The sequence below is a fragment of the Dyadobacter psychrophilus genome (genome assembly GCF_900167945.1).
GTDB classification, from domain to species: Bacteria; Bacteroidota; Bacteroidia; order Cytophagales; family Spirosomataceae; genus Dyadobacter; species Dyadobacter psychrophilus.
Map to the genome: position 1 here is coordinate 1,583,546 of NZ_FUZA01000001.1, position 15,624 is coordinate 1,599,169.

The 15,624-nt window shown below is 45.1% G+C and carries 14 protein-coding genes; 7 read left to right on the forward strand and 7 right to left on the reverse strand.

What is annotated here, in order from left to right; all coding sequences use genetic code 11:
• Nucleotides 1-147: 147 nt before the first annotated feature.
• On the forward strand, nucleotides 148-2,469 hold the full coding sequence (locus B5X68_RS06725) for a TonB-dependent receptor (protein WP_082213828.1): 2,322 nt from the start codon (nucleotides 148-150) through the stop codon (nucleotides 2,467-2,469).
• 36 nt (nucleotides 2,470-2,505) lie between these two features.
• On the forward strand, nucleotides 2,506-3,060 hold the full coding sequence (locus B5X68_RS06730; RefSeq protein WP_082213829.1) for a hypothetical protein: 555 nt from the start codon (nucleotides 2,506-2,508) through the stop codon (nucleotides 3,058-3,060).
• A gap of 2 nt (nucleotides 3,061-3,062) precedes the next feature.
• Here the strand turns inward: B5X68_RS06730 and B5X68_RS06735 are convergent, their stop codons facing one another.
• A complete protein-coding gene (locus B5X68_RS06735) occupies nucleotides 3,063-3,473 on the reverse strand; it encodes a Fur family transcriptional regulator (protein WP_082213830.1) in 411 nt (136 codons plus the stop codon).
• A 223-nt stretch (nucleotides 3,474-3,696) separates the two neighbouring features.
• Here B5X68_RS06735 and B5X68_RS06745 point away from each other — a divergent pair, with 223 nt between their 5' ends.
• The gene (locus B5X68_RS06745; protein WP_082213832.1) at nucleotides 3,697-4,089 is read left to right on the forward strand and encodes a MerC domain-containing protein; all 393 of its coding nucleotides are present in this window, start codon (nucleotides 3,697-3,699) and stop codon (nucleotides 4,087-4,089) included.
• A 3-nt stretch (nucleotides 4,090-4,092) separates the two neighbouring features.
• Here B5X68_RS06745 and B5X68_RS06750 read toward each other — a convergent pair whose 3' ends face one another.
• Nucleotides 4,093-5,286 carry a serine hydrolase gene (locus B5X68_RS06750; RefSeq protein WP_229208309.1) on the reverse strand — a complete coding sequence of 398 codons (1,194 nt, stop codon included), beginning with the start codon at nucleotides 5,284-5,286 and terminating at the stop codon, nucleotides 4,093-4,095.
• Nucleotides 5,287-5,459: 173 nt separating this feature from the next.
• Between B5X68_RS06750 and B5X68_RS06755 the strand changes: the two genes are divergently transcribed.
• Together B5X68_RS06755 and B5X68_RS06760 are read left to right on the forward strand one after the other, a co-directional pair.
• Nucleotides 5,460-7,178: an IlvD/Edd family dehydratase gene (locus B5X68_RS06755; RefSeq protein ID WP_082213834.1), complete on the forward strand. Its 1,719-nt coding sequence runs from the start codon at nucleotides 5,460-5,462 to the stop codon at nucleotides 7,176-7,178.
• Between the two features lie 42 nt (nucleotides 7,179-7,220).
• Entirely contained in the window at nucleotides 7,221-8,015 is a 795-nt protein-coding gene (locus tag B5X68_RS06760; protein WP_082213835.1) for an SDR family NAD(P)-dependent oxidoreductase, read from the forward strand.
• A gap of 4 nt (nucleotides 8,016-8,019) precedes the next feature.
• On the opposite strand, the gene B5X68_RS06765 is transcribed toward B5X68_RS06760, so the two are convergent.
• The 4 genes from B5X68_RS06765 to B5X68_RS06780 form a co-directional block, all read right to left on the reverse strand.
• The gene (locus B5X68_RS06765; RefSeq protein WP_082213836.1) at nucleotides 8,020-8,736 is read right to left on the reverse strand and encodes a hypothetical protein; all 717 of its coding nucleotides are present in this window, start codon (nucleotides 8,734-8,736) and stop codon (nucleotides 8,020-8,022) included.
• Nucleotides 8,737-8,808: 72 nt separating this feature from the next.
• Nucleotides 8,809-9,393, reverse strand: coding sequence for a gliding motility lipoprotein GldD (gene gldD / locus B5X68_RS06770; protein WP_082213837.1), 585 nt, complete (start codon nucleotides 9,391-9,393; stop codon nucleotides 8,809-8,811).
• Between the two features lie 139 nt (nucleotides 9,394-9,532).
• Complete coding sequence (gene glmS / locus B5X68_RS06775; protein WP_082213838.1) at nucleotides 9,533-11,371, reverse strand: glutamine--fructose-6-phosphate transaminase (isomerizing); 1,839 nt, start codon at nucleotides 11,369-11,371, stop codon at nucleotides 9,533-9,535.
• 223 nt (nucleotides 11,372-11,594) lie between these two features.
• On the reverse strand, nucleotides 11,595-12,401 hold the full coding sequence (locus tag B5X68_RS06780) for a glycogen/starch synthase (protein WP_082213839.1): 807 nt from the start codon (nucleotides 12,399-12,401) through the stop codon (nucleotides 11,595-11,597).
• Nucleotides 12,402-12,607: 206 nt separating this feature from the next.
• Between B5X68_RS06780 and panC the strand changes: the two genes are divergently transcribed.
• Nucleotides 12,608-13,450, forward strand: a complete 843-nt coding sequence (gene panC / locus B5X68_RS06785) for a pantoate--beta-alanine ligase (protein WP_082214039.1) — start codon at nucleotides 12,608-12,610, stop codon at nucleotides 13,448-13,450.
• Nucleotides 13,451-13,589: 139 nt separating this feature from the next.
• Here panC and B5X68_RS06790 read toward each other — a convergent pair whose 3' ends face one another.
• Nucleotides 13,590-15,062, reverse strand: a complete 1,473-nt coding sequence (locus B5X68_RS06790; RefSeq protein WP_082213840.1) for a Gfo/Idh/MocA family protein — start codon at nucleotides 15,060-15,062, stop codon at nucleotides 13,590-13,592.
• Between the two features lie 192 nt (nucleotides 15,063-15,254).
• Here B5X68_RS06790 and panD point away from each other — a divergent pair, with 192 nt between their 5' ends.
• Nucleotides 15,255-15,605 (forward strand): aspartate 1-decarboxylase, encoded by a 351-nt coding sequence (gene panD, locus B5X68_RS06795; protein ID WP_082213841.1) that lies wholly within the window; start codon nucleotides 15,255-15,257, stop codon nucleotides 15,603-15,605.
• Nucleotides 15,606-15,624 lie beyond the last annotated feature (19 nt).

Genomic DNA, 15,624 nt, shown 5'->3' on the forward strand with positions numbered 1-15,624 from the left:
ATTTACATTTCAGCCATTAAATCGCTGTTAAAATCAGAAAATTGTTCACTCTTTTATTTGCAACACAGTTGCAGATAATATATTTTTGCAACATTGTAACACGTTAATGTTACGCAAACCTCTATTATCGGGCATATCGTGCTGACAATGAACCGGATTGTTTTCAGTTTTTTCTTTGTAATTACTTCCCTTATCGCGCGTGCCCAAACCTCGGATTGTGCTTGTTTTGTAAAGGGAGTGGTGAAAGATCAGCACACCGGACAGCCCATTGTTGGCGCAACTGTTTTGATCGTTGGTCAGAATAGTGGTGTTTTTACAGACGAAAACGGGCGTTACGAGTTGCGCAATCTTTGCCCCGGCGCTTATACATTGGAATGCAGGATCATCGGCTACAATCCTTTCCGCGAAAAACTGGACTTGACGGCGGGCCACGAAGAGAACTTTAACCTGCTGGAACAGGAAGTGCATTTAAAAGATGTAGAAATAACGGCGCACAGGACCGATGCGCCCAGTTCCCAGCCGCTATCAACCATTAGCGGAAGCGATCTTGAAAAAACACGTGGGCAAAATCTGGCAGAAAGTTTAAAAGGATTTACCGGCGTTACTTCGTTGCAAACCGGCTCATCAATCTCAAAACCCGTCATTCACGGTCTGCACAGCAACAGAATTCTCATTATGAACAATGGTGTGAGGCAGGAAGGCCAGCAATGGGGCTCTGAGCACGCACCCGAAATTGACCCTTTTATCGCAACGCGATTGTCTGTGGTGAAAGGCGCGGCTGGCGTGCGATATGGTTCGGATGCTATCGGCGGCGTAATCCTCGTGGAGCCGGAGGAGCTTCCGTTTGATAAATCATTGAGTGGTGAACTTAACGCGGTGGGTTTTACAAATGGCAGGCAAGGCGTTTTGTCCGGCACATTGCAAGGCGGCATTAAGGGTTTCAAAGGTTTTGGATGGAGGGCGCAGGGAACGATCAAAAGAGGCGGAAATATAAGGACACCCAACTATTTCCTGGATAATACGGGCATTAGCGAGAAAAACTTTTCACTCGCTGCGGGCTATCGAAAGAAAGGATTGGGTATTGATGTGTTTTACAGCCGTTTTGACACTAAAATCGGCATATTTTCCGGATCTCACATTGGCAGTGTCACGGATTTGCTGAGCGTGATCGAAAATGGGGAGCCGTTCGTAAAGTCGGGGTTCAGTTATAACATTGGTCGGCCAAATCAGAATGTAAGTCATGAGCTTATTAAGGCTGAAACACATTATCATTTTCAAAATGGCAACCGCTTTCAATGGACCATTGCGCGGCAGTTAAATGACCGGAACGAATTTGATTTACACCGGCCCAGAAATGATTCCATAGCGGCCCTGAACCATCCTGAACTGACTTTTAAACTCACAACATTGACTAACGATGTGATCTGGGATCATAAGCCAATAGCCGGAAAATTGGCCGGTCAGCTGGGGATCAGTACATTATACCAATATAACCTGATGGACGGACGGCCGCTGATCCCAAACTTTAACCAGTTTAACATTGGATTTTTCTGGATGGAGCGCTATGTGAAGAATGGTTGGGAACTGGAAGCGGGCATGCGTTACGACTATCGAACATTAACCTCGTTCAGGATCGTGAACCGCGAAAAAGTGTCACAGGACTTCAAATTTTCCAACTTCTCGGGAACATTAGGGGCGACCAGAAATTTTAGCGAAAAATTTTCAGCAAGACTGAATTTCGGAACGGCCTGGCGCGCGCCTAATGTGAGTGAGTTATTCAGCGACGGCGTGCATCACGGCGCTGCGGCTTTTGAAAAGGGTGATGCAACATTACAACCCGAAAAGGCGCTTAACACCATTGCGAGCATCAAATATGCCGGTCCGAAGTTTACAGCGGAATTGGGTGGTTACTATAACATTATCTCAGATTTTATTTATCTCAAACCACAATCAGAGCCTATTTTGACTGTCCGTGGTGCATTTCCATATTTCAAATACACACAAACAGACGCGACATTCAAGGGAATTGATCTTTCGGCAAGCTGGGAAATTGTAAAATACACGACGATTTCGAGCAAGCTGAGTTATCTGCGCGTTTATGACCAACGCAATAATAATTATCTGGTAATGATCCCTTCCAACCGGATCGACAATCAGATAAAATATGAATTGCCCGAGGATGCAAAGTGGCACAAAGCCTATTTTTCAATTGGCAATCTGTTTGTCGCGCAGCAAAAGCGTGTGCCACCTGCAAGCGATTTTATGGCGCCGCCCAAGGCATATTCGCTATGGAATGTACAGACTGGGACAACATTCAATCTTTCCGAAAAACAACAGCTGGAAGTGGGCATTGCTGTACAAAACCTCTTCAATGTTGCCTATCGCGATTATCTGAACCGCTTCCGCTATTATGCCGATGACATGGGGCGTAATGTTTCGCTGCGCCTGAAATGGAAATTCGGCGCTTAAAATGATTTTTTACTCAATTACATAAATCCGTTAAATATGAAAATGACCCGCAAAATCACCTGGATGATACTTTTGGCTGCGGCAATGTCTTTTACTCAATGCAAGGATGCCGGAGATGATGTTCAAATCGATGACGAAAACGAATTGATCACTTCTGTTACCTTGAAGTTTACTGAGGAAGGCACGACGAACACAACATCATTTTCCTATAAGGATGCTGACGGAGATGGGGGAAATGCGCCTACGCAGTTTGATACGGTCGCTTTGAAACCCAACAAGACCTACACATTGGCAATTGAATTGCTCGACGAAAGCAAAACACCGGCGAGCAACATTACGGAAGAAGTTGCGGAAGAGTCGGATGAGCATTTATTTGTTTACACGCCTACCCCATCCACATTGCTAACTTACACGTATGGCGATAAGGATGCGAATAATTACGGGATCGGATTGACCGGAAAAGCGGTGACCACAACTGCGGGAACGGGAAAATTAAAGGTTCAGCTGCGTCATCAGCCTGGCAGCAAAAACGGCACGCCAAGTCCTGGCAGCGACGACGTAAATCTGGAATTTAACCTGAAAGTGCAGTAAGACTAACCGCATTTGGGGCAAACACCCTGGATCAGTAAATTGAAATTTTCAGGTTGATAACCCTTGGGTAACTGAACCGCAGGAATGTGCAGATTCTCAAGACAATTGGTTTCTCCACATTCACTGCATTTAAAATGGATATGGTCGTGTTGATGTTTTTCCTCTGAGCAATTGTGCGAGCATAACGCGTAGCGTAAGCCTTCATCGTCCAGCACTTTATGAATGATGCCTTTTTCAAGAAAGGTTTTTAGCGTGCGGTAAATGGTTACGCGGTCATAATTTTCGCCCAGCGCCCCTTCCAGATCACCGTGAGATAATGCATTTTTTTTGCTGATAAATGTCGAAAGCACATCTTCACGGCATGTGGTTGTTCTCAGGTGATGCCCTTTCAATGTTTCTCTTAACTGCTCCATTGTCTCCAATACTTTATATTTTTTCAATGGAATCTTGGAATTCCATTTTTGGTATCCTTTTTATAAAACCTTTCTCGTCAAAGTTAAGTTCTAATGCCGTCAATTTCAAAGTCTGTTGGCTAATACAGTAAGCGAAGTCGCCATTGACGTGAAAAAATAATTGTGCAACTTTGTTGCAACTGATACAGGATAGGTTTATTTTTGCAACATTATTGTATATAGGATGAAAGCGGAACACTCACATAGCAAAGCAGATTATATCGGAATCCTTGGTTCTGTGTTATGCATTGTGCATTGCCTCCTCATGCCTGCATTGGCATTCGGCACCACCCTGGGCTCGCATCACGAACACGCAGGACTGATCTCACTTGATTATCTTTTTATTTTGATCAATGGGGTTGCCGTTTTTTATGCAACCAAAAACCATAAATCATTAGTAGTAAGGACTATTTTGTGGGGAGCCTTAGCATTGTTCTCCGTCTCATTGATATTTGAAGCAGCACATCCGGTATTTACCTGGTTAGGTTACATCGGCTCCGGCTTGCTGATCATCGGCCATTTGGTGAATCTGTACATTTGTCAGATCGCGCCGAAAATGAAGTGGAAGGTTTCTTAACTGCTACTTGTCGTATTCAACTTCAAACCGGCTCAGATCTGGTCTGTTCGCCCTTTTCCGGCTCAATTCGTATTCAAAAATGGTCTTGCCCAAATTGGCCATAAAAGGGAATCCCACCGTGTCATAATCGTATTTATTGTCATTGAAGATCTCATCCTCATTGCAGTAGATCACCGCTGTTAGCATGAATTCAATCCCCTTCTCAAAGTCGGCGATATAAGCATTGTCCAGCAGGAAGCCATAAGCGTCCCCAACTTTATTAAAAAGGCGAATGTGCCTCGGTAACCGTGTTTTAGTAGCACCAAAAAGCAAAAATTTGGCATATCCATCGTAGTAATCGTCTGTATAATGTTCCGGGAAACTTGTTTCCACGGGAAATTGCGACATATACTGATACATGAACCTGTAATCATCAGGCGTCAGATTAAAACGTTGACTGGCAGGTGTTTCGTCCGGAAAGAAAAGTGTTTTCAGCAATCTGTGCTGATCTTCCAATGCGAAATAATTTTTGGATGAAAAGTCGAAAGGTTCATTTACCAGTTCGTCGCCCTTCATATAACCTTTGCCCCTTAAAATAGGCTGCGGGGATTTAAGTTCTTTTGTTGCGTATTTCGCAGGTTGTTCAAAAACTACTTTCCCGTCTTTTTCAAACCGGATCGGGTTGGTATATCTGTTGTTTTCAGGCCCGATCGGCGATTCCAGGCGATGGGTGATCCGCACATTCGTAAAGCCTTTTTTATGAAGCGAATCATTAAACTCTTCCTGTCCTATAAACTCATATAACCTGTTAAAAGCATCGTTGTCGCTAACGAGCAGAATCTTTTTGGCATAATGTGCAACAGAAGGAAGGCCATTCTCAGCAGTAGAATCTGATTTGACAGCGGTTTGCTCCGGCCTGTCCGCACCGGTGAACATCGGCGTGTTTTTATCAATGCCCAGTTTATTCAGTTTTTCAAATGCCAGCGCAACGGCAGGAAGCTTAACGGTGCTTGCGGGGTAAAAATATTGCGCATTGTTGACATGGTAACGATGCGTTGTGAAATGCGGCTCGTTCTTGCGGTTTCTGTCAATCTTCGTATAAAGGATCTGGATCTGGTATTTGTCCGGGTCTTTGAGGAGTTCTGCGAACCGTTCGGGGTGCTTTTTTAGTAATTTCTCAATAAAATTATCGGCTTGAAATTGTGCTGAAGAGGGCAATGCAACCAATGATAAAAGCAAGTGTAGCAACAATTTATAACCTCTAAACAAAATCATGGAAATCCTTGGGCACGTGTAAAACGAAGATACAATATTTATTTTAAAGGGTTACTTGAATTATATTTTACTGATAACGGCCTTTACTTATTTGAATGTAAAACAATGGCGAAATAATGGAAGAAAACAAATTGCGCAGCCGCGGATGGTTCGGAAAATCGGGTAAGGATGGATTTATATACAGGGCCTGGATGAAAAATCAGGGTTACCCTGCGGATGAGTTTGAAGGACGGCCCGTAATCGGTATTTGCAATACATTTTCTGAGTTAACGCCTTGTAATGGTCATTTTCGTGAACTGGCGGAGTCTGTAAAACGGGGTGTCTGGGAGGCAGGCGGTTTTCCGCTCGAATTTCCGGTGATGTCGCTGGGTGAAACATTGATGAAGCCCACCGCCATGCTTTACCGAAACCTGGCCAGCATGGATGTTGAAGAATCAATCCGCGCAAACCCAATTGACGGTGTTGTGCTGCTTTGCGGTTGCGACAAGACCACGCCATCGCTCGTGATGGGCGCTGCCAGTGTAAATATTCCAACCATTGTCGTTTCCGGCGGACCAATGCTGACTGGCCGTTACAGAGGCAAAACAATCGGCACCAGTGACGTGTGGCGGTTCAGTGAAATGCATCGGAGAGGTGAACTTTCCCAGGAAGAATTTGCCACGGCGGAAGCCTGCATGTGCCGCAGCGATGGACATTGCGCAGTAATGGGCACAGCTTCGACGATGGCATGTATGGTGGAATCGCTTGGACTAACATTGCCTGAAAATGCTGCAATCCCAGCGGCGGATTCACGCAGGAAAAGGATAGCACATCTATCGGGACGCAGGATTGTGCAGATGGTGCATGAAGATCTTCGGCTTTCTCAGATATTAACAAAAGAAGCTTTTGAAAACGCCATTATGCTCAATGCAGCAATTGGCGGCTCAACGAATTTTGTCATTCACCTTCTGGCAATTGCAGGCAGGATCGGCGTAGACCTTTCATTGGATGACTTCAATGCTCTTTGTGCTAAGATCCCTTTGCTGCTCAATTTGCAGCCATCCGGCGGTTACTTCATGGAAGATTTCTACTACGCGGGCGGCTTGCCTGTGGTGATAAAGGAAATGATCGGGCTCCTGCATCAGAATGTAATCACTGCGAATGGAAAAACAATGGCCGAAAACTGCAGCACAGCTGAATGCTTCGACCCGGAAGTGATCGGGACCTTGGCAGAACCAGTGAAGGACCTGACAGGATTGGCCGTTGTGCGTGGTAATCTTTGTGTGAATGGTGCGGTGATCAAGCCATCGGCATCATTGAACCCGGAGCTTATGCAACACCGCGGAAGGGCAGTTGTGTTTGAGGATATTGATGATTACAAAGCGCGTTTGGACGATCCCGATCTGGATGTAGATGAAAATAGTGTTTTGGTTCTTAAAAACGTCGGACCAAAAGGTTATCCGGGCATGCCGGAAGTGGGAAACATGTCTTTGCCTAAAAAGTTGCTTGCAAAAGGGGTCATTGATATGGTCCGGATTTCGGACGGGCGAATGAGCGGAACAGGGTTTGGAACGGTTGTTTTGCACGTTTCTCCCGAAGCAGCAGTCGGCGGAACACTCGCATTGGTGCGGGACGGCGACTACATTGTGCTGGATGTTGAGAACCGGAAGCTGCATCTGGAAGTGTCCGATGAAGAGCTGGAAGAACGCAGCAAATCATGGAAACCGCTTGATATGGGCTATAACCGGGGATATGTGAAACTGCACATCGACCATGTTATGCAGGCACATGAAGGCGCAGATCTTGACTTTTTAAAAGGAGGTTCAGGGGATAAAGTGACAAGGGATTCGCATTAAAGTACAGGCTGTTTCAACGCCTTTGAAATTGACAACATTGTAATGAGCAGCCAATTATTTGATAATCAAGTAGCAATTGTAACCGGGGCAGGACAAGGGATCGGGTTTGAGATAGCCAGGCAACTTGCTGCCCAAGGAGCGTGCGTAATTCTGAACGACTACGACGCTAATCTGGCAACAGAGGCAGCCCGCAAAATCAGGGATACGGCAGGTGAATGTGTTGCATTCGCTGGCGACGCTTCGAAAATGGAGGTGATCGAAGGAATGGTTGAAGAAGCTGTCAAATGCTTTGGAAAACTCTCTATTGTGGTTGCCAACGCAGGCATTACGCTTTTTGGAAATTTTTTTACCTATCCGGAAGAGAATTTGAGAAAGGTCCTGGAAGTAAATCTCATGGGATCTTTCCTCTTGACGCAGGCAGCAGCACGCCAAATGCGCACGCAAAAAACGGGAGGGAGAGTATTGCTGATGTCATCTGTTGTGGGACATCAGGCACACCAGTTCCTTGGTGCATATGCCATGACAAAAGCAGGCTTGGAAATGCTGGCTAAAAACCTGGTACTCGAATTATCCCCGCACGGGATCACCATTAATACGGTCGCGCCGGGCGCAACACTGACGGAAAGGACATTGGCCGAAGATCCGACTTATCCAAAAATGTGGTCCGCTATAACGCCTATGGGCCGTCCGGCGATCTGCGAAGACATTGCCAATGCCGCGTTATTCTTGCTTTCGCCGCATTCAGGGCATATTACAGGGCAAAGCCTTGTAGTGGACGGCGGCTGGACTTCGGTAAGTCCCCTCCCCGACCTGAGCAATTTGCAAGTAAAAAAATAGGTGATCAGTCTTCCATTCCCTGGGAAAACAGCTGTGCTTCCAGGTCATCAATGTTCCCGTCTTTGGAAACAAAAAGCTCGCGTGGTTTGGAAGACGCTACAGGAGTAACCGTCATAAATGTGCGATATTGATCGTCGCTGATAATTTTCAGCGCCAGGGCCCTTTTCAGCACCATAGGAAATGGCACTTTAAAGAAATTGGCAATATCCGATGCCAGGAAATCAGGAATTTTGGAGATATCATTCCGGAAAAAGCTCTCCACTTCTTCAAACGGCAGCAACGCGTCAAATATCAACTGCTCCGAACGCGCCGCAAGCGAAATTGTATTGGCATATAATGTATGCAAGCCCAATGACACCGTAAGCAAATGAATGTGATAATTACGCTCATTGATCTCCGAAGCGGCATTTACAAACACCCACCCTTTCTGACGATAAATAGCAGAAAATCCTTTGAAACCCGGATCAACATTGTGAAGCTGGGCAATTTTAATTCCCTCAGGGTAAGGCAGTTTATGACCGATTTGATGCACAATGTCCTGTGCATACGAGATGTCTGCAACAGCACCCGCAGGCTCGATCATCCAATCTCCATTCACTAATCCTTCAAAAAGCTGGTCAGCCAGGCGCTGACTTTCCACTTGACCAAGATGCAGGACGATCCGGTTACCACGCACCGAGAAATCGAGAAGTAGCTGGTTCTTTGGTTGCTTTTTACCCATAGTGTTTGGAAGTTGAGGTCAGAACTTCAAAGATACGGCCTTGCGCCTTCCGCAGCAAAACCTTTCGGCTTTTTATCTCCAGTCTAGTGTGTTCAAAAGCTGGATCATGTCCTTTTGCAGATAGTCAATAACCGGTGCCAGCGAATCGTTTTTTGTGGCCGTTGGAAAGTAAATAGCGCCCCGCATGAAGTGTTTTGTACTGTCCGTAGTATAAAACTGATAAGGGCTGGGCACATCCCCATCTATCTTAAAGAGGATTGCGGTCTTGCCGCTTTTACTCAAAACCCGCTGCTCCTGGATGGACGAAGCCCGGATTTGATGCTTACTGGCAAGCTTATAGGAATCATCGATGTACGATTTCAACAAGGCAGGGTTATTGCCAATTTCCTTGTAGGTAATCTGAATATTGGCTTTAAACTGAGGATAATTAATAAAAATCCAGTGCTTGCCTGCGGTCCGGAAAGTGTCTGGCACAGCTTCTGCAAATTTGGAAATTTCAAATGTGTAAGGATGTACCTCCGCCAGCTTTTGGTAGGCGTGCGGCGGCAAATTCACCCGGTTGAACCCTTTTGGCTTGGGCACATAACGCTCCTCTTTTTTACTACATGATGCCAATACAATGCAAATGACAGAGAAAAGCAGTATTTTTTTCAGCATTGAAATAATGTCTTTGGAAAAACTGGACGCGCAAACTTAACGAAAACAATTTTACATTATTTCCTGCAAAGGTTTGTCTAAAACAAAAAGCGAAACTGCCTGGGAGACAACTTCGCTTTTTGGAATGATAAATCAAATGCTACTCAACCGTCACCGATTTTGCAAGATTTCGCGGCTGATCTACATTTCTGCCACGCATGACGGCAATATAATAAGACAATAACTGCAACGGGATCACCGAAACAAGCGGCGTAAGTAATTCATGAACCTTTGGAACCTCAATCACAAAGTCAACCATACCCGGAATAAGCGTATCGCCCTCAGTAACAATGGCTATAACCCGCCCTTTCCGCGCTTTCACTTCCTGAATGTTGGAAACGATCTTCTCGTAAGAGCCATCCTTTGTCGCCAGGAAAACCACAGGCATATCCTCATCGATCAGCGCAATCGGCCCGTGCTTCATTTCGGCGGCAGGATAACCTTCCGCGTGGATGTAAGAAATCTCTTTCAGTTTCAAAGCTCCTTCCAGCGCAACCGGGAAGTTCAATCCTCTTCCCAAATAAATAAAGTTGCGTGCATAGGTAAAAATAAACGCGATCTCTTTGATTTTGTCCGCATTCTCGAACACCTTATCAACTTTTGCAGGAATTGTTTCCAATTCAATCAATAATTGACGGTAAGTCTCTTCGGAAATTGTGCCCTTACGCTTTGCAGTTGCGATGGCAATTAATGTGAGCACTGTAACCTGCGCCGTGAACGCCTTTGTACTCGCTACACCAATTTCCGGTCCAGCGTGTGTGTAAGCACCTGCATGCGTCGCACGGGCGATGGACGATCCCACAACATTGCAAACACCGAATATGGTCGCTCCTTTTGACTTGGCAAGCTCAATAGCAGCCAGTGTATCAGCCGTTTCCCCAGATTGCGAAATGGCAATAACAACGTCTTTTTCATTAATAACCGGATTCCTGTAACGGAATTCCGAAGCATACTCAACCTCTACATTGACCCGGGCAAGCTCCTCAAAAAGATATTCTGCCACGAGGCCTGCATGCCAGGAAGTGCCACAGCCCACGATCACGATCCGCTCGGATTGTGCCAGTTTATCGAGATAATTGCTTAGTCCGCCTAGTTGCAGGTGTGAGTCGTCTGCGCGCAACCGGCCGCGCATACTGTCCGCAATGGAGCGGGGCTGCTCAAAAATTTCCTTGATCATGAAATGGTCATAGCCACCTTTTTCGATGGTTTCCAGCTCCATTTCCAGTTTCTGGATGTAAGGAATTGTTTCAGTATTGTCCAGATTTTGAATACTTAACCGCCCTTCGCTAATGACAGCCACCTCATAATCATCCAGGTAAACAACATCTTTTGTGTATTCGATTATTGGCGTTGCATCAGATGCAAAGAAGAATTCATCTTCACCAATACCGATTACCAACGGACTTCCCTTTCTTGCAGCAATCAGCTGTCCGGGATGTTCCACGGACATAACCACAATCGCATATGCTCCTACGACTTCTTTCAGCGCAAGTTTTACGGCAGATTCCAGCGAGCCGCCTGTTTCCTGCTGAATATCTTCTATAAAATGAATTAAAACTTCTGTGTCTGTATCGCTGAGAAACTTATGCCCTTTTGTGATCAGGTTCTGTTTGATCGAAGCATAATTTTCTATAATTCCGTTATGAATAATAGAAAGTTTGCGATTGTTGGAATAATGTGGGTGAGCGTTTACATCATTCGGTTCGCCGTGTGTCGCCCAGCGGGTATGCCCAATGCCAATCGTGGCGGTTAAATGTTTAGAAGCCAGCTCGCTTTCAAGGTCGGATACTTTACCTTTTTTCTTATAAATATCCAATTTGTCATTTTCCAGCAAAGCAATTCCTGAACTGTCATATCCCCGGTATTCGAGCCTTTTCAGACCTTTCAAAATTAAAGGATAAGCCTCTCTGCTTCCTACATAAGCTACTATTCCACACATATTTCCAAGATTAAGTTTGAGTGTATGTTAAATGATACGGTGCAAATAAATAGCAATCAGGAATGCTTAACAAGCTATATTTTAATTAATTACTAAAAATTATCCAATTATCCGAGAGTGCTCGAACACGCGTGCGAAATATTATCAGATCCGATTTTCGTCTTTCGCACAAAAAAATGGCGACCATTATGGTCGCCATCGTTTTCAGTGAATATGATCTGGATCAGTTCATCAGATCCGTATAAAGATTGTAATACGATTCCGAAAACTTCTCATCCTGCTCATCGAGCTCAACCCGTTTTGGCGCATTGTTAAAAATCTGGTTCAGACTTTCGCTGCAATGATCGTCCGCTTTCAAAACAGCGTCTGCATATGCACATCCAATCTTAACAAATCCTTCAAAATCAGCAGAATGCAAGTGAGCCAAAGCTTCGTCGCTTACGTCCATTGCTTTTGCTTTACTTTGTAAATCCGCATCAAACTTGAAGTCAAAAGCGTTATTATGAACTGTAAACACACTTTTCGTATCCTTAAACATCGGATCATTGCGATAAGTGGTTTTCAGATACAATGGAATCAAGGCGGTCATCCAGTCGTTGCAGTGAACAACATCAGGCGCCCAGCCCAATTTTTTTACGGTTTCCAATACACCCTTGCAGAAGAAAATGGCACGTTCGTCATTGTCATCGTAAAAGTTGTTCTCCTTATCGAAAAACACCGATTTACGGTGAAAATAGTCATCATTATCAATAAAATAGACTTGGAGCTTCGCATTTGGAATGGAAGCAACTTTGATGATTAATGGCTTTTCTTCATCTCCTACGGTAATATTTATTCCTGACAGTCGAACTACTTCATGAAGCCGGTTTTTGCGTTCATTGATAAGACCAAAACGGGGAACAAGAATTCTGATTTCTGCACCTCGTTCCTGCATTGCCTGAGGAAGCTTCCTAACGTAATCGGCAACATCGGTGGTTTGGAGGAAAGGATTGATTTCACTGGCTACATACAAAATTCGTAGTTTCTCCATAGATGTTTTAGCAGTTTGTGAAAAAAAGTTTTGCAAAATTATACAAAAAAAATGGCAAAATCAAAAAATATTCCAAACTAAATGTAATATTGCGCTCAGTTTGGGATTTCCCATTCCAAATTATTTTCATCGCCTTTCTGTTGCCAGACTCGATATTAAAAAGCAACAGTTACGGTTTGATTACTCCCTCTGATTTCACTTTTTCAATGGAAGTATTTACTTCAATCAAAGGCCTGCGCAATTTCCTCGATCAACAACTTTCACAGCAAAAGACAATCGGTCTGATCCCCACCATGGGCGCTTTGCACGAAGGTCACATTTCACTCGTTGACGCATCTATTAAACAAAATGACATCACTGTCGCCAGTATTTTCGTCAACCCTACCCAGTTCAACAACCCGGAAGACCTGTTGAAATATCCGCGTACGTTAGAAGCAGATTGTGCTATGCTGGAACAAGCAGGCTGCACAGCCGTCTTCGCTCCGTCCGTGGAAGAAATGTATCCTGAAAAATCGTCATTAGTGATCAATTTCGGCCCACTGGAAAGCGTAATGGAAGGCGCTTCGAGGCCAGGACATTTTAATGGTGTTGGCATTGTTGTATCAAAGCTCTTTCACATAGTCAGCCCACACCGCGCCTACTTTGGACAAAAAGATTTGCAGCAGGTGTCAATCATAAAAAGATTGGTCGCCGACCTGGCATTTAATCTCGAACTAATCGTTTGCCCAACGATCAGAGAAACGGACGGCCTGGCTATGTCATCCCGCAACCGCAGACTTAATGACGCCGAACGCGCCATCGCGCCGCACATTTACAGGATTTTGGAAGAAGCGAAAAGTAGTTTAGAAGCAGGTAAGGACGTGAAGCAAGTCATCGCAACGGCAACCCATGCATTTAATATTATCCCTGAATTTAAGCTTGATTATTTCGAAGTAGCGGATGTGAAAACATTACAACCCATTTCCGCCATAGGAACAGCCGGAACGAACGCTATTTGCGTAGCAGCGTTTTTAGGCCCGGTTAGGCTGATTGATAATGTTGTGTTTTAGAAGGCTGTTAAAACAGGAGCCTAAAGCTTGTCAGCCTGAGCGGAGTCGAAGGCGCGCTACTTCTTGGTGAACGCGCCTTCGACCGCCCGGCGGCCCGGGCCGCTCAGGCTGACAAGCATAAGATGGCAAGTGCTCCCGCTTACGACAACTTCCAGTCTCCTCTGTATTTCCTTTTCACAAACTGGTTCGCCTCGTCGAAGTTAGTAATCTTCATATTATTTCCATCCCAAAGCAATTTCTTACGACCTGGATAGTCGAAACCTTTGCCATCTGCTTTTGCTGTGCGCAAGTTGTAGCTGCGGATTCCGAGGTTACCCATGATTACGGTTTCGGTCAAAGGTCCCGCATAGTCAAATGATGACGTTAATGCCTTGTGCTCTTTGCTGTTGAAACCTGCTTTGCAAGCGTCTGTCCAGGAAACATGGTGACCGAATTCCGGCATTGTCGTGTATTTGTTTCCAAAATCACCTTGCTTGTATTCCAGCTTCGTGCCATCGTTCAGGTAAAGTTTCGGGGTTATACCGTAAGTTCCGCAGGTCATAACGCCTTTTTCACCGATTAGCAAAACACCATTGCTGCTGTCTGGCTCGCCCAGCGGGTCGTTTGCAGGGATAATTTCCGGGTGGAATGGACGCAAACCGCCGTCGTGCCACGTTAATGTTACTTCGGATTTGTTGATCTTGTTGGCCGGGAATTTCAATTGAACACGTGATGATGGCGGGCAGCCTTCCGGAATGTATTCTGGTGTCCAGTCTTTAATGAAAACTTGTCCTACGCTGCATTCCAGTTCTGTTGGATAACCCAATCCCAATGTTCGGAAAGCCGGGTCGATCAGGTGGCAGCCCATGTCGCCTAGTGCGCCTGTTCCGAAATTCCACCAGCCTCTCCATTTGAATGGGTGCCACGCGGGATTGTAATCCACCCAGTCCGCAGATCCTACCCAAAGTTCCCAGTCAATGTCAGCAGGAACAGGGAATTTTTCAGTAGGAACAGGAATTCCTTGCGGCCACACCGGACGGTTGGTCCAAACGTGCGCTTCATGCACATTGCCGATTAGGCCTTTGGTAAACCATTCCTTCATCTGGGTTTGCGCAGGATTTGAAGCGCCCTGATTTCCCATTTGTGTTACAACTTTGTATTTACGCGCTGCCTCTGTAAGCATACGCGCTTCATAAATGTCATGCGTCAACGGCTTTTGCACATATACGTGCTTGCCGCGCTGCATAGCGGCCATAGCGATAATTGCATGCATATGGTCGGTTGTTGAAACGGTTACGGCATCAATGTCCTTTTCCATTTCATCAAACATCTTTCTGAAATCCTTGTATTTTTTCGCAGTCGGATGAAGCTCAAAATTCTTTTTGGCCTGGTTCCAGTCCACGTCGCAAAGCGCTACAAGATTTTCCGCACCTTTATTCCATGCATTATTTGTATCTGAAAAACCCTTTCCTCCAACGCCTACTCCCGCAATATTTAATTTGTCACTGGGTGCCAGGAAGCCTTTGCCCAAAACATGGCGTGGGACAATAAAGAAACTTCCAATCGCTGCCGCCGTTGTTTTTTGCAAAAAATCCCGGCGCTTTACATCTTTTGGTTTATTTTCTGAACTCATCTGATTTGATAGTAAAAAGATAAAGTGGATAATATTGTTTAAAGCATACTTGTCATGATAATTACTTGCAGCTGCCCGAATTGTGAGCGGGAACCGTAACCATAACGGGGATGTTTTGAAGGCTGTATATTATTCCCTTAACTTTGGGGTGAATAAGGACATTAATAAATTCCCGACTTACATTACCTGGTAATGCAAATAACACTCATGAAATCGAAGATTCACCGGGTTAAGGTGACTCAGGCGGAGTTGAATTATGTAGGCAGCATCACGATCGACGAAGACCTGATCGACGCTGCCGGATTGGTTGAAAATGAACAGGTTCACATTGTCAATAACAATAACGGAGAACGCTTTGTAACCTATGTAATCAAGGGCGAAAGAGGTTCAGGAATGATTTGTCTGAACGGAGCGGCCGCCAGAAGGGTTCAGATCGGTGACATTATCATAATCATTGCTTACGGCTCTATGAGCCAGGAAGAGGCAAAGTCATTCAAGCCGATGGTAGTCTTCCCGGATCATAATAATCATCTTGTGGTCTGACCTAAACTTCCTTTCTTTA

Coding starts and splice junctions, on each gene's coding strand:
- panC (WP_082214039.1), top strand. CDS start 12,608: ATGGAAGTATTTACTTCAATCAAAGGCCTGCGCAATTTCCTCGATCAA.
- B5X68_RS06790 (WP_082213840.1), bottom strand. CDS start 15,062: ATGAGTTCAGAAAATAAACCAAAAGATGTAAAGCGCCGGGATTTTTTG.
- B5X68_RS06735 (WP_082213830.1), bottom strand. CDS start 3,473: ATGGAGCAGTTAAGAGAAACATTGAAAGGGCATCACCTGAGAACAACC.
- B5X68_RS06730 (WP_082213829.1), top strand. CDS start 2,506: ATGAAAATGACCCGCAAAATCACCTGGATGATACTTTTGGCTGCGGCA.
- B5X68_RS06780 (WP_082213839.1), bottom strand. CDS start 12,401: ATGGAGAAACTACGAATTTTGTATGTAGCCAGTGAAATCAATCCTTTC.
- B5X68_RS06765 (WP_082213836.1), bottom strand. CDS start 8,736: ATGGGTAAAAAGCAACCAAAGAACCAGCTACTTCTCGATTTCTCGGTG.
- B5X68_RS06755 (WP_082213834.1), top strand. CDS start 5,460: ATGGAAGAAAACAAATTGCGCAGCCGCGGATGGTTCGGAAAATCGGGT.
- B5X68_RS06760 (WP_082213835.1), top strand. CDS start 7,221: ATGAGCAGCCAATTATTTGATAATCAAGTAGCAATTGTAACCGGGGCA.
- gldD (WP_082213837.1), bottom strand. CDS start 9,393: ATGCTGAAAAAAATACTGCTTTTCTCTGTCATTTGCATTGTATTGGCA.
- panD (WP_082213841.1), top strand. CDS start 15,255: ATGCAAATAACACTCATGAAATCGAAGATTCACCGGGTTAAGGTGACT.
- B5X68_RS06725 (WP_082213828.1), top strand. CDS start 148: ATGAACCGGATTGTTTTCAGTTTTTTCTTTGTAATTACTTCCCTTATC.
- glmS (WP_082213838.1), bottom strand. CDS start 11,371: ATGTGTGGAATAGTAGCTTATGTAGGAAGCAGAGAGGCTTATCCTTTA.
- B5X68_RS06745 (WP_082213832.1), top strand. CDS start 3,697: ATGAAAGCGGAACACTCACATAGCAAAGCAGATTATATCGGAATCCTT.